This window comes from Nocardia sp. NPDC050717 (genome assembly GCF_040654275.1).
Taxonomy (GTDB): domain Bacteria; phylum Actinomycetota; class Actinomycetes; order Mycobacteriales; family Mycobacteriaceae; genus Nocardia.
The window spans coordinates 84,010-103,940 of the sequence record NZ_JBFAHR010000013.1 but is presented as its reverse complement, the minus strand read 5'-3'; the positions used below and the strand labels follow the sequence as shown (position 1 = coordinate 103,940).

The 19,931-nt window shown below is 68.4% G+C and carries 17 protein-coding genes; 5 read left to right on the top strand and 12 right to left on the bottom strand.

Annotation, left to right across the window (positions count from 1 at the left end):
• Nucleotides 1–65: 65 nt before the first annotated feature.
• On the top strand, nt 66–1,172 hold the full coding sequence (locus tag AB0H56_RS24175) for an alkene reductase (protein WP_357167346.1): 1,107 nt from the start codon (nt 66–68) through the stop codon (nt 1,170–1,172).
• On the opposite strand, the gene AB0H56_RS24170 is transcribed toward AB0H56_RS24175, so the two are convergent.
• The 3 genes from AB0H56_RS24170 to AB0H56_RS24160 are packed head-to-tail and all read right to left on the bottom strand — an operon-like array spanning nt 1,160 to nt 4,384.
• Nucleotides 1,160–2,515 carry a dipeptidase gene (locus tag AB0H56_RS24170; RefSeq protein WP_357167344.1) on the bottom strand — a complete coding sequence of 452 codons (1,356 nt, stop codon included), beginning with the start codon at nt 2,513–2,515 and terminating at the stop codon, nt 1,160–1,162. The genes AB0H56_RS24175 and AB0H56_RS24170 overlap by 13 nt on opposite strands.
• A 10-nt stretch (nt 2,516–2,525) precedes the next feature.
• A complete protein-coding gene (locus AB0H56_RS24165) occupies nt 2,526–2,963 on the bottom strand; it encodes a hypothetical protein (RefSeq protein WP_357167342.1) in 438 nt (145 codons plus the stop codon).
• Nucleotides 2,960–4,384: an APC family permease gene (locus AB0H56_RS24160; RefSeq protein ID WP_280341367.1), complete on the bottom strand. Its 1,425-nt coding sequence runs from the start codon at nt 4,382–4,384 to the stop codon at nt 2,960–2,962. Before AB0H56_RS24160 ends, AB0H56_RS24165 begins: the two co-directional genes overlap by 4 nt.
• Nucleotides 4,385–4,561: 177 nt before the next feature.
• Between AB0H56_RS24160 and AB0H56_RS24155 the strand changes: the two genes are divergently transcribed.
• A complete protein-coding gene (locus tag AB0H56_RS24155) occupies nt 4,562–5,962 on the top strand; it encodes a glutamate decarboxylase (protein ID WP_357167340.1) in 1,401 nt (466 codons plus the stop codon).
• Between the two features lie 25 nt (nt 5,963–5,987).
• Here AB0H56_RS24155 and AB0H56_RS24150 read toward each other — a convergent pair whose 3' ends face one another.
• Together AB0H56_RS24150 and AB0H56_RS24145 are read right to left on the bottom strand one after the other, a co-directional pair.
• Nucleotides 5,988–6,689 carry a DUF2334 domain-containing protein gene (locus AB0H56_RS24150; RefSeq protein WP_357167338.1) on the bottom strand — a complete coding sequence of 234 codons (702 nt, stop codon included), beginning with the start codon at nt 6,687–6,689 and terminating at the stop codon, nt 5,988–5,990.
• A 75-nt stretch (nt 6,690–6,764) separates the two neighbouring features.
• Nucleotides 6,765–8,915: a S9 family peptidase gene (locus AB0H56_RS24145; RefSeq protein WP_357167336.1), complete on the bottom strand. Its 2,151-nt coding sequence runs from the start codon at nt 8,913–8,915 to the stop codon at nt 6,765–6,767.
• An 83-nt stretch (nt 8,916–8,998) separates the two neighbouring features.
• Here AB0H56_RS24145 and AB0H56_RS24140 point away from each other — a divergent pair, with 83 nt between their 5' ends.
• Nucleotides 8,999–10,039 carry a DUF2330 domain-containing protein gene (locus AB0H56_RS24140; RefSeq protein WP_357167334.1) on the top strand — a complete coding sequence of 347 codons (1,041 nt, stop codon included), beginning with the start codon at nt 8,999–9,001 and terminating at the stop codon, nt 10,037–10,039.
• Between the two features lie 316 nt (nt 10,040–10,355).
• On the top strand, nt 10,356–11,387 hold the full coding sequence (locus AB0H56_RS24135) for a DUF2330 domain-containing protein (RefSeq protein ID WP_357167332.1): 1,032 nt from the start codon (nt 10,356–10,358) through the stop codon (nt 11,385–11,387).
• Nucleotides 11,388–11,433: 46 nt separating this feature from the next.
• Here the strand turns inward: AB0H56_RS24135 and AB0H56_RS24130 are convergent, their stop codons facing one another.
• From AB0H56_RS24130 to AB0H56_RS24110, 5 genes are all read right to left on the bottom strand, one after another.
• The gene (locus AB0H56_RS24130) at nt 11,434–12,366 is read right to left on the bottom strand and encodes an alpha/beta hydrolase family protein (protein WP_280217781.1); all 933 of its coding nucleotides are present in this window, start codon (nt 12,364–12,366) and stop codon (nt 11,434–11,436) included.
• A gap of 159 nt (nt 12,367–12,525) precedes the next feature.
• Nucleotides 12,526–12,948: an HIT family protein gene (locus tag AB0H56_RS24125; protein WP_357167330.1), complete on the bottom strand. Its 423-nt coding sequence runs from the start codon at nt 12,946–12,948 to the stop codon at nt 12,526–12,528.
• A gap of 96 nt (nt 12,949–13,044) precedes the next feature.
• On the bottom strand, nt 13,045–14,466 hold the full coding sequence (gene purB / locus AB0H56_RS24120) for an adenylosuccinate lyase (RefSeq protein WP_357167328.1): 1,422 nt from the start codon (nt 14,464–14,466) through the stop codon (nt 13,045–13,047).
• Nucleotides 14,467–14,472: 6 nt separating this feature from the next.
• The gene (locus AB0H56_RS24115; protein ID WP_357167326.1) at nt 14,473–15,126 is read right to left on the bottom strand and encodes a TetR family transcriptional regulator; all 654 of its coding nucleotides are present in this window, start codon (nt 15,124–15,126) and stop codon (nt 14,473–14,475) included.
• 155 nt (nt 15,127–15,281) lie between these two features.
• Nucleotides 15,282–16,442, bottom strand: a complete 1,161-nt coding sequence (locus AB0H56_RS24110) for a pyridoxal phosphate-dependent aminotransferase (RefSeq protein WP_357167324.1) — start codon at nt 16,440–16,442, stop codon at nt 15,282–15,284.
• A gap of 892 nt (nt 16,443–17,334) precedes the next feature.
• Here AB0H56_RS24110 and AB0H56_RS24105 point away from each other — a divergent pair.
• A complete protein-coding gene (locus AB0H56_RS24105; RefSeq protein WP_357167508.1) occupies nt 17,335–18,126 on the top strand; it encodes a M23 family metallopeptidase in 792 nt (263 codons plus the stop codon).
• 153 nt (nt 18,127–18,279) lie between these two features.
• On the opposite strand, the gene AB0H56_RS24100 is transcribed toward AB0H56_RS24105, so the two are convergent.
• Nucleotides 18,280–18,678 (bottom strand): DUF6188 family protein, encoded by a 399-nt coding sequence (locus AB0H56_RS24100; RefSeq protein ID WP_357167322.1) that lies wholly within the window; start codon nt 18,676–18,678, stop codon nt 18,280–18,282.
• Between the two features lie 2 nt (nt 18,679–18,680).
• Nucleotides 18,681–19,925 (bottom strand): hypothetical protein, encoded by a 1,245-nt coding sequence (locus tag AB0H56_RS24095; protein WP_357167320.1) that lies wholly within the window; start codon nt 19,923–19,925, stop codon nt 18,681–18,683.
• Nucleotides 19,926–19,931 lie beyond the last annotated feature (6 nt).

Genomic DNA, 19,931 nt, shown 5'->3' with positions numbered 1-19,931 from the left:
ACAGCTCATACCGTTGTTCGCAACGGGCCACTCGGCTCGCAGCGACCACCGAGGAAAGCACGGACATGAACCACCTCTTCACCCCCTACGCGCTCGGCCCGATCCCCCTCGCCAACCGCGTCGTGATGGCCCCGATGACCCGGTCCCGCAGGCCCGACGAGGTGCCGGACGCAGGAACTGCCACGTACTACGCCCAGCGCGCCGGCGCGGGCCTGATGATCACCGAGGGCGTGTTCATCAGCCCCGAGGCGCGCGGCTACGGCGACGTCCCCGGACTGTGGACCGAACGGCAGGTCGCGGGCTGGGCGAATGTCACCGACGCGGTCCACGCCGCGGGCGGTCGCGTCTTCGCACAGCTCTGGCACGTCGGGCGGCTGTCGCACCGGTCGCTGCAACCCGGTGGCGGGGCCCCGGTCGGCCCGAGCACCACCAGGGCGGATGCGCGAGTGTGGCTGCGCGAGACCGGCATGACCGATGCCACGACCCCGCGCGCGCTCGAGACCGGGGAGATCCCGCGCGTGGTCGCCGATTTCGCGGCGGCGGCCGATCGCGCGATCCGCGCCGGCTTCGACGGCGTGGAAGTGCACGGCGCGCACGGCTTCCTGCTGGACCAGTTCCTCAACGCGCGGGTCAACGACCGCACCGATCGATACGGCGGGTCGATCGAGAACCGGGCGCGACTGCTGCTGACCACCCTCGACGCGGTCATCGCCAGGATCGGCGCGCACCGGGTCGGCGTGCGGCTGTCACCGTTCACCGTCGCCAACGACCTGCCCGCCGACGGCGAGACCGAGGCGATGTTCCGGTACCTCACCCCCGAGCTGGCCCGCCGCGGCCTGGCCTACACGCACCTGAGCGACCTGCACCTGTCCGGCGGACCCGATATCCCGGCCGCGTTCCTCGCCGGCTTCCGGGCCGCCTACGACGGCACGGTGATCCTGGCCGGTGGCCTGGACCGCGCTCGCGCCGAAGGCCTGCTCGACGCGGGCCTGATCGACCTCGCCGCGTTCGGAAAACCGTTCCTCGCCAATCCCGACCTCGTCGAGCGCATGCGGCGCGACCTACCGCTGGCGACCCCCGACCCCGCCACCTTCTACGGCGGGGACGCGACCGGCTACACGGACTATCCGCCCGCGCTCGTCGCGACGGCGGGCGCGGCTCACCGCGTGTAGCTGCTCAGGAACAGGGCCTCGGCCAGGGCCATGTGCTCGATCTCGCTCGGGTCGACGCTCTCGTTGGGGGCGTGGATCAGGCACTTGGGCTCCTCCACGCCGATCAGCATGATCTCCGCCTGCGGATAGGTGTCGGCGAAGACGTTGCACAGCGGGATCGAGCCGCCCTGGCCCTCGGTAGTCACCGCGCGGCCGTAGGAGGTCGCCATCGCCTGCTCGAGCGCCGAGCGCGCAGGCCCGTGCTCGGACGCGACGAACGGTTCGCCCAGCGCCTCGACCTCGATGTCGAGGCGAGCGTTCCACGGCACGTGCGCGCGCAGATGCTTCTCCAGCAGGTCGTAGGCCTGTTTGGGCTCGGTGCCGGGCGGGATCCGCAGGTTGAGCCTGGCCCGGCTGGTCGGCTGGATCGCGGCCGAGGACCCGACGACCGCGGGCACGTCCATGCCGAGCACCGTCAGCGCGGGCCGCGCCCACACCATGTCGGAGACGGTGCCGCTGCCGAGCAGGTCAACGCCGTCGAGCACGCCCGCGTCGGCGCGGAAGTCCTCGACGGGGTACTGCACGCCGGTCCACTTCTGGTCGTCGGTGAGACCGTCGATGGTGGTGTTGCCGTCGGAGTCCCGCAGCGAGGCCAGCAGCTGGATCATCGCCGCCAGCGCGTCCGGCGCCGGCCCGCCGAACATGCCGGAATGCATGGGCCCCCGCATCGTCTCCAGGGTGACCACCACATTCACGTTGCCGCGCAGCGTCTGGGTGAAGGTGGGCACGCCGACCGCGAAGTTGCCGCAGTCGGCGACCAGGATGACATCGGCGCTGAGCAGCTCGGGATTGGCGACGACGAATTTCTCCAGCCCGCCGGTGCCCTGCTCCTCCGAGCCCTCCGACACGACTTTGATCCCGATCGGGAAGTCCGGGCCGATCGCGCGCAGTGCCGTCAGGTGGGTGACGATATTGCCCTTGCAGTCGGCCGCGCCGCGCCCGTACCAGCGGCCGTCCTTCTCGGTGAGCGTCCAGACCGGCGTCTTCCATGCGGCGTCGTCGAGCGGGGGCTGCACGTCGTAGTGGCAGTACAGAAGGACGGTCGGGGTGCCGGGCGGGCCGGGCCGGTGCCCGATGACCGCCTTGCTCCCGTCCGGTGTCTCGTGCAGACCGACCTCGGTCAGCCCCGCCGCGGCGAAGGCGTCGGCCACCCAGCGCGCGGTCTGCTCGCACCCTTCGGCGGGGAACTGGCGAGGGTCGGCGACGGATTTCAGCGAAACGAGCTCGGTCAGGTCCTTTTTCGCCTGGCCCATCAGGCCGGCGATCCTGCCGCGCAGCGCGTCCACATCGGGGGCTTCGGTCATCGGTCCCGCCTCACTTCGTCGTGTCGTCCAGCTTCAGGGTGTCCAGATGAGAAAGGTAGTCCTGCAGGCGATCCGGGCAGTAGACGGCGATGGTGAGGCCGACGGCTTCGGCGGTGTCGCGCGGTCCGATCACCGGGCGCTGTCCCGGCCCGGACGCGCCGTTGCTCAGCGAGGCCTGGTATTTCGCCTTGATCAGTGGCGAGGCGGGGTCCTGGCACACCGAGCCACCGTCGTCGCCGAGCGCGTTGGCGATCACGTTCGGCTCCGGCGCCGGGAGCCCGGCGGCGAGCAGATTGTCGTGCAGCTGCTGGGCTTTGGTGTTCGCCTGGGTGTTCTCGCGAATCGCGGTGAAGGTGAACAGACCGGTCAGCGCGAACACCACGAGCAGCACACCCGCCGTGATGTAGATCCAGCGGCGCTTCTGTTCGGGAGCGTCTCCGGTCGTCATGCCTTCTCCCCTTCCGGAACGGCGAATTTCCAGCTGTCCCTGCGATTTCGGTAGAACAGATACGGAATGAGCAGACCGACGATGCCCATGCCGCCGCCGACGATGAGCACGTACACCCACGGGCTGCCCGCACCGAATTGCGAGGGCGGCACGAAGCCGATCGCGAAGGCGGCGATCGAGGACGCGGCGCCGAGCGCGCACAGCGCCAGCAGGGCGGGCGCTCGATAGCCGCGCGGATGATCGGGATCGTCTCTGCGCAATTTCGCCGCCGCCGCGAACATCAGCACGTACATGATCAGATACACCTGCGTGGTGATCACCGACAGAATCCAGTACGCGCTGGAGACATTCGGGATGAACGCGTACAGCAGCGCGATCAGGGTCGTGAAAATACCCTGGGCCACCAGCATGTTCTGCTGCACGCCGTGTTTGTTGAGCCGGGTCAGGATCGGCGGCAGATACCCCTCGCTGCGCCCGATCAGCAACAGCCCCTTGGACGGTCCGGCCAGCCAGGTGAGCATGCCGCCGAGCGCGGCCGCCACCAGCGCGATGCCGACGATCGGCGTGAGGAAGCCGACCCCGAAATGGCTGAAGAATCCGTCGAAGGCCTGCATCACACCAGCGGTGAGACTCAGGCTCGCCGACGGGACGACCCAGCTGATGGCCAGCGCGGGCAGAATGAAGATCACCAGCACCAGCCCCATGGCCAGGAACATCGCCTTCGGGAATTCCTTGGCCGGATTCCGCAGCGACGACACGTGCACCGCGTTCATCTCCATGCCCGCGTAGGACAGGAAATTGTTCACGATCAGCACCAGGCTGGCCAGGCCCGTCCAAGCCGGCAGCAGATGACTCGAATCCATCGGCGCCGCGGACGGATTGCCCTGCGCGAGAAACACCAGGCCGAGCACCACCAGCACCGTTCCCGGAATCAGCGTGCCGATCACCAGACCCATACTCGACAGGCCCGCCACCGTCTTGGTGCCCTGCGAGGACACGTACACGCCAGCCCAATAGACCGTGATGATCACGATCGCCACATACAGGCCGTTGGACGCCAGCGACGGATGGATGATGTAGGCGAAAGTGCTTGCCACATAGGCGAGCAGGCTCGGGTAGTAGAAGATCGTCATGGCGAACTGGCACCAGACCGCCAGAAAGCCGAGTGGTTTGTTCAACCCGTCGCCCACCCATTTGTAGACGCCGCCCTCCCAGCCCGACGCCAATTCCGCCGCGACCAGCGAGGTCGGTAGCAGGAAGAGAATCGCGGGAATCACATACAGGAAGACACAGGCCAATCCGTAGACGGCCATGGTGGGCGCCGAGCGGAGGCTGGCCACCGAACTCGTGGTCATCAGCGCCAACGTCACCCAGGACAGATACTTCGTCGTCGTCGCGGCTTTCGTCGCGGTGCCCGTCATCAACGCTGCCTCCTGCTGTGAAAATGCACAACCAACGGAAACCCTTGATCAACTGCTCAGCATAGTAACCGCTGAGCATCCTCCCGATACGCTCGAATCGAGCACTTTCGCGCCGAATCGTTGCAGAATTCCCTTGGAGCTAACACCTGGCAGTGCACTCTCTGACTGGAGCCCCCCATGGCCGAGAACCCGGACCCCCACGACCTTTTCAGCCTTCCCGGTTTCACCCGCCCCGCACCGCACGGCGGATTTCCCGCCTACGAACTCTTCCCCGAGGTCGCCTACGAGATCGTGCACGACGAACTGCTGCTCGACGGCGTCGCCCGCATGAACCTGGCCACCTTCTGCACGACCTGGATCGACGAACCCGCCCGCCGCTTGATGGCGGAATCGCTGGACAAGAACATCGTCGACAAGGACGAATACCCGCAGACCGCCGAGCTCGAGCACCGCTGCGTCCGGATGCTCGCCGACCTGTGGCACGCGCCCGACCCCGCGTCCACCCTCGGCACGTCCACCACCGGCTCCAGCGAAGCCGCGATCCTCGGCGGGCTGGCGGCGAAGTTCCGCTGGCGGGCGCGCGGCGGCACCGGCACCCCGAACCTGGTGAGCGGCCCGGTACAGGTGTGCTGGGAGAAGTTCGCCCGCTACTTCGACGTCGAGCTGCGGCAGGTGCCCCTGCGCGGTGACCGCTACACCCTGCATCCCGACGATCTGGCGACCCACTGCGACGCGAACACGATCGCGGTGGTGCCGACCTTCGGCCAGACGTTCACCGGTTTGTTCGAGGACGTCGCCGCGATCAGCGCGGCCCTCGACCGGCTCCACGCGAGCGGCGGGCCGGACATCCCGATCCACGTCGACGCGGCCAGCGGCGGCTTCCTCGGACCGTTCACGGCCCCGGATCTGGTGTGGGACTTCCGGTTACCGCGGGTGAAGTCGATCAACGCCTCCGGCCACAAGACCGGGCTCGCGCCGCTCGGCGTCGGCTGGGTGGTGTGGCGCGAGGCCGCCGATCTGCCGAGGGAACTGGTCTTCGACGTCGACTACCTCGGCGGCCACATGCCGACCTTCAACCTCAACTTCTCCCGGCCCGGCGGCCAGGTGATCACCCAGTACTACGACTTCATCCGGCTCGGCCGCGCCGGCTACACCCGCGTGCAGTCCGCGATCTATCTGGTCGCCCGGCATTTCGCCGAGGGGCTGCGCGCGCTGGGACCGTTCGAGCTGATCCACGCGGGCGAGCCCGAGCGGGGCATCACGGCGGTGGCGTGGCGGCTGGCCGACGGCGCCGACTACAACCTCTACGACCTGTCCGACCGGCTGCGGGTCCGTGGCTGGCTCATCGCCGCCTATCCGCTGCCCGCCGACCGGCAGGACGAGACCATCATGCGGGCGGTGTTCCGGCACGGTTTCACCGTCGACATGGTCCAGTTGCTGCTCGCCGACATCCGGCGCGGCCTGCGGCAGCTCTCGGACAACCCCCGGCGAACCCCGCTGACCAGAGCGGAAGCGGGCGGGTTCACCCACGACGCCAGGCCGGAGGTACCGGAACAAGGGCCACCGCCGCGCGCGTAATCGCCGATGCGCGCGGCGGTGGCGGTCAGGCAGCCTTGGCCACGGTGAACGGTTCCCAGCGGTACACGTCGCTGCGCGCGCCGTGGTAGAGCGCGAGGTCGACGGCGTCGAGCATCGCCTGGCGCGGGCCGGAGCGCTGCAACTGCGCGGCCGAGATCGCCAGGCGCAGGATGCCGCCCCGGCGGGCGGTACGGGCTGCGCCCATCACCAGCGCCCGGCACCACCACGGTTCGGCGCGGAAACCCTCGCCGATCCCGTACACCCTGGCCTTGCTGGTCGCGGCACGTTCGAGGTCGGTGATGGTGGTCAGGCCGAGCGCGAGCCGGAAGCCCACGTCGGGCAGGGCCGCCAGCGCGCCCGCCGAGGCGTCCCAGCGCGGCGCCGCGAACAGCCGGGTGCGCAGTTCCACCTGCTCCATCACCCGGTCGGCCGCCTTGAGCCGCAGCGTGGCCTCGTGCCGCGGCAGGCTCGCGAACTCGGCCCGCCTGCGCTTGGTGGCGGCCTGGTCGTACCCGTGCAGCACGATCGCGTCGCCCTCGTGCCGCCTGCCGCGCAGCCACGCCTGCGTCGCCGGATCGTCGACGAGCCGGTACTTGCCCTTCAACCGGGGCGCGACCAGCAGCGACAGCCGCACATCCCGCTGGTCCATCTCCGCCGCGAACTCGATCGCGGCGTCGCGCGTCGTGTCCCGGATCCCCGATACGGAAACGATCAGCTCAGCGTTCATGAACCAACGGTGTCAGCCCCAGGTGACACCCGCGTGCTCCACCGATGACGCCCCGACGAACATCACCGCACGCCTCTACGCGTCCGCCAGGCCCACCTTGTCGAGGACCCAGGCGTATTCGAAGGCGACTTCCTTCCACTTCTCGTAGCGGCCGCTCACGCCGCCGTGGCCCGCGCTCATCTCCGTCTTCAGCAGCAGTTCGCTGTCGCCGGTCTTGGTGTCGCGCAGCTTGGCGACCCACTTGGCGGGCTCCACGTACAGGACGCGGGTGTCGTTGAGGCTGGTGATGGCCAGGATGGCCGGGTAGTCCTTGGCCTCGACGTTCTCATACGGCGAGTAGGACTTCATGTACTCGTAGACGTCCTTGTCAGCCAACGGGTTTCCCCACTCGTCCCACTCGATCACCGTCAGCGGGAGCGAGGGGTCCAGGATCGAGGTGAGCGGGTCGACGAACGGCACGTTGGCCAGGACGCCCGCGAACAGTTCCGGCGCCAGGTTGGCCACCGCGCCGACCAGCAGGCCGCCCGCGCTGCCGCCGTCGGCGATCAGCCGGTCCGCGGCGGTCACGCCGGAGTCGATGAGATGCTGTGCGCAGGAGACGAAGTCGGTGAAGGTGTTCTTCTTGCTCAGCGTCTTGCCGTGCTCGTACCAGAGCCTGCCCATCTCGCCGCCACCGCGCACATGCGCCACCGCGAACACCATCCCGCGGTCGAGCAGCGAGAGCCGCGACACCGAGAACGACGGGTCGATGCTCGCCTCGTAGGAGCCGTACCCGTAGAGCAGCGTGGGCTTCGGGCCGTCGGCGGGCAGGTCGCGGCGCTTGATGATCGAGATCGGGATCCGGGTGCCGTCGGCGGCCACGGCCCAATCGCGGTGCTGTTCGTAATCTTTCGGCTCGTACCCGCCGAGGACGGGCTGTTCCTTGCGCAGCAGCAGCTCGCCGGTGGTCGGCACGTAGTCGAACACCTGCATCGGCGTGATGAACGAGGTGACGCCGACCCGCAGCGTCGGCTGCTCCCACTCCGGGCTGGAACCCGCTCCGGCGGAAAACAATTCGAGCCCGAAGTCGAGTTCGGTGAGCTCGCCGTAACCGTCGGCGGTGAGCGGCCACACCGACAGCCGGGGCAGCGCGTCGCGACGGTAGCTGAGCACCAGGTGGTTGGCGAAGGCGTCGATGTCCTCGAGCCGCACGTCCTCGCGGTGCCCGACCAGCACGGTCATGTCCGACGGATCGTCGGCGGGCGCCTCGGCCAGCACGAAGTTCTCCGCCTTCACGCCGTCGACCACGTCGTTGTGCAGGATCAGGAACCGGTCCGCGCCGCCGATCACCGCGTGTTCGGCCGAGTACTCGACGCCCTCGCGGCGTGGCAGCAGCACCCGGAACTCACCCTCGGGGTTGTCGGACTCGAGCACCCAGCCCTCGGTGGTGATCTTGGAGCCGAGCCAGATCATCAGGTACTTCTCGGAGCGGGTGGCGCCAACGCTCACCCAGTAGCGCTCGTCGGGCTCGTGGAACACCGTCACGTCGGCGTCGGACGCGGTGCCGACGCGGTGGCGCCACACCGTGTCGGGCCGCCAGGACTCGTCGACGGTCTGGTAGAAGATGTGCGTTCCGTCCAGCGACCAGGTCGCGCCGGGCGCCGCGCCCGCCACCTCGTCGGGCAGCAGTTCACCGGTGCGCAGGTCCTTGATGCGCAGGGTGTAGCGCTCGTCGCCGGTGCTGTCGACGGAGTAGGCCAGCAGGTTGCCGTCGTGGCTCAGCGAGAAGGCGCCGAGCGCGAAGAAGTCCAGGCCCTCGGCGAGCACGTTGCTGTCGAGCAGCACCTGCTCGCCCTCGATGACCGTGTCGACCTCGAGCTGCGGCGGCGTCCAGGCGTCGATCCCCTCGGCGTTCGCGTCGATCGGACAGCGGCAGTGCACCCCGTACTGCTTGCCCTCGAAGCTGCGCGAGTAGTACCAGTACTCGCCCAGCCGCGTGGGCACCGACAGATCGGTCTCCTGCGTGCGCGCCTTGATCTCGTCGAAGATCTTGTCCCGCAGCGGCTGCAGCTGGCCCGTCCGCGCCTCGGTGTACGCGTTCTCGGCCTCGAGATACGCGATGACCTCGGGATTCTCCTTGTCCCGTAGCCACTCGTACTCGTCGACGAACGTATCGCCGTGGTGCACCCGCTCGGTGGGCACCTTCTTCGCACTCGGCGCCGACACCGTCACATTCTCGCCAGCCATGCGCTCCACCGTAGCCGCAGCCGTGGTCACCGGCCCGCCAACTCGGCCGCGGCACGAACTCCGCTGTTCACTAGGTTGGACCGATGCGCACCGTTCTCGCCCGCCGTCTCGGTCTCGCCGTCGCGGCGATGTGGGTGGTCGCGCCGATCGCCTCGGCCGCCGCACCGCTCGGACCACTCGGTCCGCAGCCGCCGACGGCCGGCTTCACCAATGTGTTCCTGACCTGGGACGGACAGACCGAAACGCTGATCATCGACCCGTCGATCCAGGCCGAATCGGAACAGCTCGCGGTGGTGGTGCCGACTCCGGGCCCGGCGACCGTTGGGCCGGTCGAGTCGGGACTGTTCGGCGCGCTGTTCGATCTCACCGCGCCCGAGATCGTCGTGGAGCGGCACTGGTTCAGCTCCGCGGAATTGCCACCGGCCGAGCTGTACGTCACCGCTTTCGGCGGGATGTCGCCACCCGGCCCACCGACCGCCACCGGCTCGCTCGCCACCGTCGACACCTGGCTGTCGGAGCGCGACATCGCCGTCGACCCCGCGACGCGCGCAACGCTGGAGCAGTACGGCCGCGAGGGCTGGTCGTTCACCGCCATCCAGCTCGGTGCGGTCGAGCAGCGCGGGATCACCTTCGAGAATCCGGACGGACGCGTCTCCACCGAGCCGTTCCAGCTGCGCTTCGACACCGACCGGCTCATCTACCCCATGCGGGGCGACCGGGGCGCGACCGGCCCGATGGAGACCAAGATGCACGTGCTCGCCGATCATCGACTCACCCGCGGGGATGCCGACGCCAACCAGTACACCGTCGACATCGAGTTCGCCGGTCGCCTCGCGCCCACCGGACGAGCACTGCTCGACGACCCGATCCAACGGGGCGCCGACTACCTGACGGTCCTCACCACCACCGTCCCCGCCCCGTCGACGATCACCACCGATGCCACCTTCGTCCGCGCGGCGACCGACGAACCCTTCCGCCAGACAGTGACCCGCGTCGAGAACGTCGAGCTCTTCGGCGTGCCGCGCGGCTGGGTGTTCGTCGGCATCGGCCTCGCCGTGTGCGCCCTGCTCGGCGCCGTCGTGATCCGCCGCCACGCCGACCCAGACGCCTCGGCGACGTCCTGACTCGACACCGGCACTCGCCTCCGCGGACGCAGCGATCGGCTACTCTTCGCCTCGGCCGCCGCTGCCAGCAGGCGGCTGCGGTGGGTGTCACCCCGCGCGAGGGTGGGCGGAGATCGCCGAAGGCGTTGGGCGACCGGTAGTTCTCCGGATTGCCGCCGCCCCGGTCGTGCGGCCGCGGGTGTGGTGGCGCTGATGCCGGCGACGGCGGGGTCGTCGGCCCTGGTGGACCTCGCACTGATCAGCAGCGACCGGAATTGTTGGGCCGGTGGGTATTTCTACGGATTGCCAGGGCGCCGGGAAGACTTAACCTGCTGTCATGGGGATGCGTAACGCGGTTCGAGCACTCGTGGTGACCGCGGGGGTGGTGCTGGCGACGGGTGCGGTGGCGCTCATGCCGGCGACGGCCTGTGCGTGCGGTGGTGTGGTCGGCCGGGGTGACTCGGCGCAGGTCGACGGTGAGACCGCCGTGCTCGGCTGGGATGGGCGGCGCGAAACGGTGTTGATGCGCCTGGACATGCGATTCGACGGCGCAGATGCCGCTCTGATCATGCCGACGCCGACACCGGCGACCGTCATGGCGGGCAGTTCCGCCTCCTTCGCCGAGTTGTCGCGGCTCACCGCACCGGAGGTGGTCACCGATCGTCGCTGGTTCGGCGCCGACACCGGCGAGACCTCGGGCGCCGCGCCCGGCTCCGGCCCGGAGGTGCTCGGGCGGGTCCAGCTCGGACCGCTGGAGGCGACGACGCTGCGCGGTGGCGATCTGACCGGGGCCAGGGAGTGGCTCGACGCCAACGGCTATCAGCTCCGGCCGGAGGTCAGCGCGACCCTGGATCCCTATCTGCGGGAGGGCTGGTCGTTCGTGGCCATGCGCCTCACCAGCGCGACCCCGCTGTCGGGTGCGCTCGATCCGGTCCGCCTCACCTTCGACTCGGACCGGCTGGTCTATCCGATGCGCATGTCCGCCGCAGCGACCCGGCCACAGTCGGTGCACCTGTACGTGTTCGGCGACCACCGCGTCACCCGCACCGACCCGGACGCGGCGACGCAGTCGACGTTCACCGAATTCGCCGCTCCCGTAGGCGAACTCACCGACCCGGACCTGGTGTCGCTGGCCGCGGGGAAGAACTACCTCACCCAGCTCTCCGTGCGGATCACCCAACCGTCGGCCATCACCAGCGATTTCGTCCTCGGCGCCGCGCCGGACGACACGATCGTGCGCGACCGGGTGACGCGCCGCGAGTACGTCGAAATCCTCGGCTTCCCCGCGGGTTACGTGCTGATCGTCGTCGGGCTGTCGATCGTCGGTGTCGGCGCGGGCGCGGTGCTGCGCCGCCGATCGGCCCGGTGACGCGCGACGACCCGGCTCGTGGAGCCGGGTCGCCGGGACAGCGGTGTCAGGCGCCGAGCGCCGGGCCGATGGTCGGCCACGAGGCGTGCAGCGCGTCCTCCCAGTAGGACCACGAGTGGGTGCCGACCGGGTGCCAGTCGATCTTGGCGGGAATGCCTGCGGCGCGCAGCCGCTGTTCGAAGGCCACCATGCAGGTGTTGACGCCGAGTTCGATCGGACCACCGAGGAAGATGTTCTCCGCCAGCTGCGGCTTGAGCTCGGCCTCGTGCGGGCCGGGGATCCCGGTGCCGGTCGACATGTACAGGGCCTTGCCGCGCAGCCGCTCGGCCATCAGGGCCGGGTCGTGCGCGGCCCATTCGGGACTGCCCGGCGCGCCCCACATGTTGCCGGGGTTGCCGCCGCGGTTGGCGATGGAGAACATGATCGCGCCCGCCGCCATCGCACTGTCCGGGCACGCGCTGTACCCGGCGACCGCGCGGTAGAGGCCGGGGTGCCGGGCGGCCAGGATGTAGGCCGCGTTGCCGCCCATCGACAGGCCACCGATGCCGTTGACGCCGTTGCCGTTGAACTCGGCGTCGATCAGGCCGGGCAGTTCCTGGGTGAGGAAGGTTTCCCACTTGTACCGGCCGAAGCGCGGGTCGTCGGCGATCCAGTCGGTGTAGTAGCTGGCCTGGCCGCCGAGCGGCATCACGACGTTGACGTTCTTGCCACGGAAGAAGGCCTCCGCGTCGGTGGCGTTGGTCCAGGTGCTCTGGCCGATGCCGGGGTCCAGACCGTCGAGCAGATAGTAGGTCGACCGGGAACCGCCGCCCGCCGGGTGCAGCACCTGAAGGTCGATATTGCGGCCCATGGCGGGCGAGGTGACGGTGATGGCCGTCCGGGTGGAGCTGAGGTTGTTCATCCCGACGATCTGGGCCGCCGCCGCGGGGGCGGGGTGCACGATCGCGGGGCCGAGCAAGGCGATGGCGAATGCCAGCACTGAAGCAGCAACACCTGTACGACGCACAGTCCCACCCTCCATAACCGCATGCCAATGACAGTCCAAAGTAACCCACGGATGAACGATCAGAGAGCATTCGGCGATTTGGGCGTTTCGTCAGCAAACTCTCCGGTACGGGATGACCGGTTCGCCCGGAAGTCAGCGCGTGAGGGCGCCGCGAATGGACCCGGCGAGGTAATCGAGGTCGGCGCGCGGCGGTGAGGTCGGCCGCGCGCGCAGCCCGAATCCGTCGCCCGGCGTCCGCGGGATCACGTGCAGATGCACATGGAACACTTCCTGCCCGGCCGTCACGCCGTCGGCGAGAAAGAAGTTCACCCCGTCGGCGGCCACCTCGCTGGCGCGCAGCGCGGCGGCGATCCGCTGCCCCACCTGGAACAGCTTGCCGCCGAGCGCGGGATCGAGATCGGCCAGGCTCGGCGCGGCGACCTTGGGCACCACGAGCACGTGCCCCGGCGTCACGGGACGAATGTCCATGAAGGCCAGCACCTCATCGTCCTCGTAGACCTTGGAGGCGGGCGCCTGCCCGGCGATGATGTCGGCGAAGATCGTGTACGGATTCACTCGCGTACGGTAGCGAAACGCCGCCCGGGTACGCCGCGCGATCGCCCGCCGCCGGTGCTGCCACGGCGACAACGGCGGGCTGATCCGCATCGGGACTCAGAGAATCGGCGACGGCGTGTAGCGCGCGGCCTCCGGGTTGGCCTCGACCAGCTTCTGCACCTGCGCGATCACCTCGGACACCTGATCCGAGGCGGCGCCGATGAAGGCCGACTTGTCGGCCAGCGCGGCATCGAGCGCGGCGCGATCCAGCGGCATCCGGTCGTCGGTGGCGAGCCGGTCCAGCAGATCCGGTTCGCGGCCCTGCTCGCGCATGGCCAGTGCCACCGCGACCGCGTGCTCCTTGATGACCTCGTGCGCGGTCTCGCGACCGACACCCGCGCGCACCGCCGCCATCAGGATGCGGGTGGTGGCCAGGAACGGCAGGTACCGGTCGAGTTCACGCGCGACCACGGCCGGGTAGGCGCCGAACTCGGCGAGCACGGTCAGGAACGTCTCGGTCTGGCCGTCGATGGCGAAGAACGCGTCGGGCAGCGCGACGCGGCGCACCACCGAGCAGAACACGTCGCCCTCGTTCCACTGCGCGCCGGCGAGTTCGGCCGCCATCGAGCCGTAGCCGCGCAGCACGACCTGCAGCCCGTTGACGCGCTCGCAGGAGCGGGTGTTCATCTTGTGCGGCATCGCCGACGAACCGACCTGGCCGGGCTGGAAGCCCTCGGTGACCAGCTCGTGGCCCGCCATCAGCCGGATGGTGTGCGCGAACGAGGACGGACCAGCGCCCAGCTGCACCAGCGCGGACAGCACGTCGTGATCGAGCGAGCGCGGGTACACCTGGCCGACGCTGGTGAACACGTTCGCGAAGCCGAGGTGGGTGGCCACCTGCTGCTCGAGGGCGGCCAGCTTGCCCGCGTCACCGTCGAGCAGGTCGAGCATGTCCTGGGCGGTGCCCATCGGGCCCTTGATCCCGCGCAGCGGGTAGCGGTCGATCAGGTCGCGCAGGCGCGCGAGCGCGACCAGGACCTCGTCGGCGGCGGAGGCGAAGCGCTTGCCCAGCGTGGTGGCCTGCGCGGCGACGTTGTGCGAGCGGCCCGCCATCACCAGCGTCTGGTACTCGGCCGCCCGCTCGGCCAGCCGGGCCGCGGTGGCGACCCCGTGGTCGTAGACGTGCTCGAGCGAGAGCCGGATCTGCAGCTGCTCGACGTTCTCGGTGAGGTCGCGGCTGGTCATGCCCTTGTGCACGTGCTCGTGCCCGGCCAGGGCGTTGAACTCCTCGATCCGCGCCTTCACGTCGTGGCGGGTGACCCGCTCGCGTTCGGCGATCGAGGCCAGGTCCACGTGGGCGATCACGCGCTCGTAGTCCTCGATCACCCCGGCGGGGACGTCGATGCCGAGCGCCGCCTGCGCCCGCAGCACCTCGAGCCACAGCCGGCGCTCGAGCACGATCTTGTTCTCGGGCGACCAGAGCGCGACGAGCTCCGGGCTGGCGTAACGAGTGGCGAGGACGTTCGGGACAAGGCTCACGAACGCTCAGTCTAATTGGCGCGCGCGTTCCAGCTGCTGGGGCATCATGTTCGGCACGACAGGCGGGGCGACGATGTCGATCATCTCCAGCAGACCGGCCCGTGCGGGGCGGCGCGGTTCGGGATGACCCTCGATCAGCGCGGCCACGACGGCGCCGTCGACGACCGCGACCAGGCGGCGCAACTGCTCGGGGCGCACCACTCGATCGGAGCGGCGCAGCACGTCGGCGAGCAGTTCTTCGAGCTGGGTGCGTAGTCGGAGCTGGACCTCGCGTAACTCGGGGTGCCGAGCCGAGGCCACGGAGCGCTCGTAGCGGGCGATCAGCTGACCCCTGGCGTCGAGATCGCCGTCGTCGGGGCCGACGAGCAGGTCGAGGACGAGGTCGACCGTCGCCTCGGAGCCGCGGCGGCGGTGGCTGACCTCGCCGACGCGGCGGCGCATGGCGTCGAGTTCGATCGCGCCGCTGAACTCCACGGCGCGGGCGATCAGATCTTCCAGGGATGCGAAGTAGTAGGTGGTCGAGGCGAGCGGAAGATCGGCTCGCGACGCCACCGAGCGATGTCGCACCGCGTCGAAGCCGCCTTCGAGCAACAGTTCAGCCGCCGCCGCCACCAGGGCCTGGCGACGTCGTTCGCCTTTCGGGGTCGTCGCGGTGGTCACCGTGCCATCGTGCCAGTCATCATCAGTTCAACCGTGCGCAATCGTCATCGGGGAAACGCGGGAAATCGGGATAACTGAGTTTTACCGCATCCCGGCAAAGATGTGTTCGTACTAGGCAAAGTTGTTGTCGCACATCACTGTTGAGTCCAGACTGGTCAGTCCTTCAGAAACCTTCCCAACCGGTCGAGTGCTGCGGCGATGTCGTCGCCTGAGCCCGCGAAGGAGAAGCGAATCGTGCGAATGCCGTGCACGGTGTCGAAGTCGAGACCGGGGGCCAGCGCGACGCCGGTCTCGGCGAGCACGCGCTCACACCAGGCCAGCGAGTCATTGGTCAAGTGACCGATATCGGCGTAGGCGTAGAAGGCGCCGTCGGCGGGCGCGAGGTCGGTGATCCCGATGCTCGGCAGACCCTCCAGCAACAGGGCCCGGTTGCGCGCGTAGCGGCGCACGTGCCCGTCCAGCTCATCCTTGGCTTCCGCCCCGAACGCGTGCACCGCCGCGTACTGGGAGATGGCAGGCGGGCAGACCGTCATGTTCGAGGCCAGCCGCTGCAGGGCGGGCCGCAAATCGGCGGGTGCGAGCATCCAGCCCAGCCGCCAGCCCGTCATCGAGAAGTACTTCGACACCGAGCCGATCACCACCGCGGAGCGGGAGAACTCCCAGGCCGAGGCGGTCGGGGTCGAGTCGCCGAAGGTGATGCCGTGGTAGATCTCGTCGGAGATCAGCAGCGTGCCGTGCGCCTCGCACCAGCGGGCCAGCGCGGCCAGCTCGGCCGGATCGATCATGGTGCCGGTCGGGTTCGCCGGGCTCGCCACCACCAGGCCCGCCGGCGGCTCCGGTAGCGCCTCGAGCATGGCGACGGTCGGCTGGAAGCGGGTCTGCGGGCCGCAGTCGAGTTCCACGACCGTGCAGCCGAGCGCGGTGAGGGTGTTGCGGTAGGCCGGGTAGCCGGGCCTGGCCACCACGACGGTGTCGCCCGCGTCGAAGGCCGCCAGGAAGATCAGCGTGAACGCGCCGGAGGAACCGGTGGTCACCACGACCTCGTCCGGGTGCACGTCGTAGCCGTAGGTCTCGCTGTGATGCCCCGCGATCGCCTCGCGCAGCGGCAGGATCCCGAAGGTCTCGGTATAGCCGAGCAGCTCGTGGTCGATCGCGGCCCTGGTGGCCCGCAGCACCGGCGCCGGCGCCTGCGTCGAGGGCTGGCCCGCCGCGAGGACGAGCACGTCACCGTGCGTTCTGGCCCGCTCGGCCGCCGCCTTCCACACGTCCATCACGTAGAAGGGGGGAATGGTCGACCGGCGCGATTGTCTGGACACCCCGAAAACGGTAGAGCACCCGGATGCGCGCCTTCACCGATATGGTCGGCACAATGGCTCCGACAGCGAATACGCAGCCACCGACGCAGCAGGCGAGGCCGCGTCGGGGCCGGGGCGCGGGGGCAGCATGGAGTGGGTGAAGACGGCGCGGGCGCGCCGGCGCACGTCATCGACGGTCGACACCGCGGCGGCCGACGACATGTCCCCCGACGCCGAAACCACGACGGCACCGACCGAACCCCGGCACGGCCCCGCCGCGGAATCCGGCGTAAACGTCGACCGGGCACCGTCCTCGGATACAGACCCCACAGCCGACACCACACCACTCGCCGCGCACAGCGCGGGCGCGGACGCGGCGTCGACTGCCGGCGCCGCGCACGACACGACAGACCGCACCGAGGTCGACACGGCGACGACAGACACCACAACTCCCATCGCGCACCGCACCACCACGAACTCCGCCGCAGGCGCCGACCCGGCACCGACCTCGCATACATCGCTCACGGCCGACACCACATCTCCCGCCGCACACGGCACCGACCCTGCGGCGATCGCGGATGAGGGTGCCACGCCCGACACGGCAGCCCGCACCGAGGCCGACACGGCGGCCGACAGCTCGGTCGGCGACAGAACCACGGCCGACGACTCAGCCGGCGACGGGGCGGCATACGATGCCGCGGCGCACAGTGGTCCGCGGCGTCGGGTGTTCACCGCCAATGGGCATATCCTGCAAGCAGATTGGCGTGCGCAGTTGCGGCCCGAGATCGGTGTGCGTGAGCGGGCGCGCAGGTGGGTCACGGAACGTCCGGCGATCGGCGAGATCGCGGACGAGCTGCGCGCGGGCGAGGTGCGCAAGGTTTTCTGGATACGGCCAAGGGCGCTGACCGAGACGCTGTGGGAGCGGCGCCCGAGCCGGGAACGCGTGCGGCAGGTGCTGCTGGAGCGGCGGGTGCTGATCGCGGGGGTCGCGGTCGTCGCGGTGTTCGCCGCCGCCGACGCCCAGCGCGCCGACGTGCCGAGCGATCGACCGGTGGCGCTGGGCGAGGCGCAGCACGTCGCCATCGCCTACACCCCGCAGCTGCTGCCGAACCCGCAGTCGTCGAGCCGCCTGCTCGCCGCCATCGCCGCTGGCGAGAAGCGGCGCGAGGCCGCGGTGGTCGCCGCGGCGGCCCGCGCGACGCTGGAACGCGCCAAGGCCGAAGCCGCGGCCGCCGCCTCCGGCGAATGGCAGGACTGGATGGGCCAGCGCGCCCCCGTGGTCCCCGGCGTGCTGGTGCCGGGCTCGACCCCCTCGGGCGGCGGTTTCAGCCTGCCCGCCAAGGGCGCGTTCACCTCGGGCTTCGGCTCCCGCTGGGGCACCATGCACCGCGGCATCGATATCGCCGCCCCCATCGGCAGCCCCATCTACGCCGTCGCCGACGGCACCGTCGTCGAGGCGGGCCCGGCCCAGGGCTTCGGCCTGTGGGTCCGCATCCGCCACGACGACGGCACCATCAGCATCTACGGCCACATGTACGACTTCTTCGTCTCCCAGGGCGAACGCGTCCCCGCGGGCATGCAGATCGCCCGCATCGGCAACCGCGGCGACTCCACCGGCCCCCACCTGCACTTCGAGATCGTCCAGAACGGCCAGCACGTCGACCCCCAGGCCTGGCTGGCGCTACACGGCCTCAGCCTGACCTGAACCAACCCAGATGGCGACCATTCGCAACAAAGTCCTGGCTGCTGGAAATCCAGCCGCAAACAGGCTGACCCGGACCAGCCCATCACATGATTACGCGGTCGCGAACCGGAGAATCAGAAGTGCGCCCAGTCGGTCCCGCCACCCAACAATTATCTAACTGGACTTCCCCTCCCTAGCGGACCAGATGGCAAGCTCTCCCCCCGGCAGGCAGATAACTCGGTATCCATTCAGCCCTACGATCCCCCACGCTTCATAATGCTCGTCAACTGGAACGTTGAGCACTGCACCGGAGCTCAATTCGATACTCAAACCGTCGACTTCGCTCGCGTCGGCTCGCACCACTTTCGAGCCAACGATAGATTCAAGCTCCCCGCGTATCTCAACGTAGCTGTTGGATGGCGCACTCACCAGCCTCCCTTCTGCCGTGCGAACTGAAATTTCCCCCTCCACCTGCAGTTCATATTCAATTGGCGACCCGATTCGAATCGTTGCCGTAAAACCTAGCTCAACCTCTGAGATAGGTTTTCCAATGATTTCCAGTTGCAAATCCATAATCACCAACCTGAAGGTTTCGGGTACGTGCCATCAGAGTTCTTCGGTATGTGCGTGTCCGCGTTGCTCCCAGGACTTCCATCCAACTTTATCGGCTGGCCATGCTCGTTGTAGAAGCGAACATACCCGTTTGGATAGTCCTTTGTCGGCAGAGCGTCGCGGAATGTGTTCTGATTGAAGCTCGACCCCGGCTTCTGCCAAACCCAACCCTTCCCGTTATCCGCCAGCCGCACCTCCCAGTCATCAGGAACATGACTAGGACGCTTCGGGGAGCCTAGTTTGACTGCACGCTTGGCCAGATCGATTATACGCTGCAATTTCCCGCGAATGGTCGCCGGAGGTTTCTTCACCTTGATTGCCCGAAGAAGCTTGAAGGTGGCATAAATTCCCTTTATTTTTTCGGCGCAGGCTTGAACCTTGTCGTAGATCTTTTTAGCACGGTATGCGGCGACCGCAACAGCACCGTACCCCGCAGACAAGGCACCGGCGACCACCGAGATTATGACACCCTCAGCAGCATATTCGGCGATTTCCCTGGCCAGATCCTGAAGGAGTTTAGTCAACTCCTTGCGCATATCATCGATAGCAGTCTTTTGATCGCGACACGATTGCGCTATCTCCGCGAACAACGTGAGGATGTCCTCGGCCGCAGTCTTCATCTCCCGCAAGTCTTCGTCAATGAACGAAGCATCCTCTGCGGTAATAGCTTCAAAACACTTGGCTTGAGCTTCGATCCTGGCCGGTAGGTTCGCAGCTTTGCCTTTAGTTGCAAGTGACTCCCAGGTTGCGGCAGCCGCTAGCAACTTATCCGGGTCGCCGTCTGGGATGGTAACTCCAGCCTGCGCGGCGAGGTCGAAACCATCGTCTATGAGGCCGTTTCCCGGCCCTCCAGACGACGGTGGTGGGACCGGGCATGTACTCCAGGCTGGTGCGAATGGCGATGGTTGGATAGGTTCAGGTCGGCCATTACCTTTCGCGTAATCGGCGAGCGCATAGTTGTATCCGGCCTGCTGCAGAATTCCTGCATAGTTGTCGAGCGCCTGAATCATCGAACTCGCGAGACTGTAGGCTTCGCTAGCCATCTCGTCGTATGAGGCTGCCCATTCCTTACATTCTCCGACGCTTCCCCCCATATTCCCAGAGCCTGACAGTGCCGCCATCTGGGATTGAAAGTCCGCATGGAAGTCCACAGCCGCGGTATGGAGATTAGATGCGGCGCTGACATAGACGATTGGATCGACATTCAAGGTAGT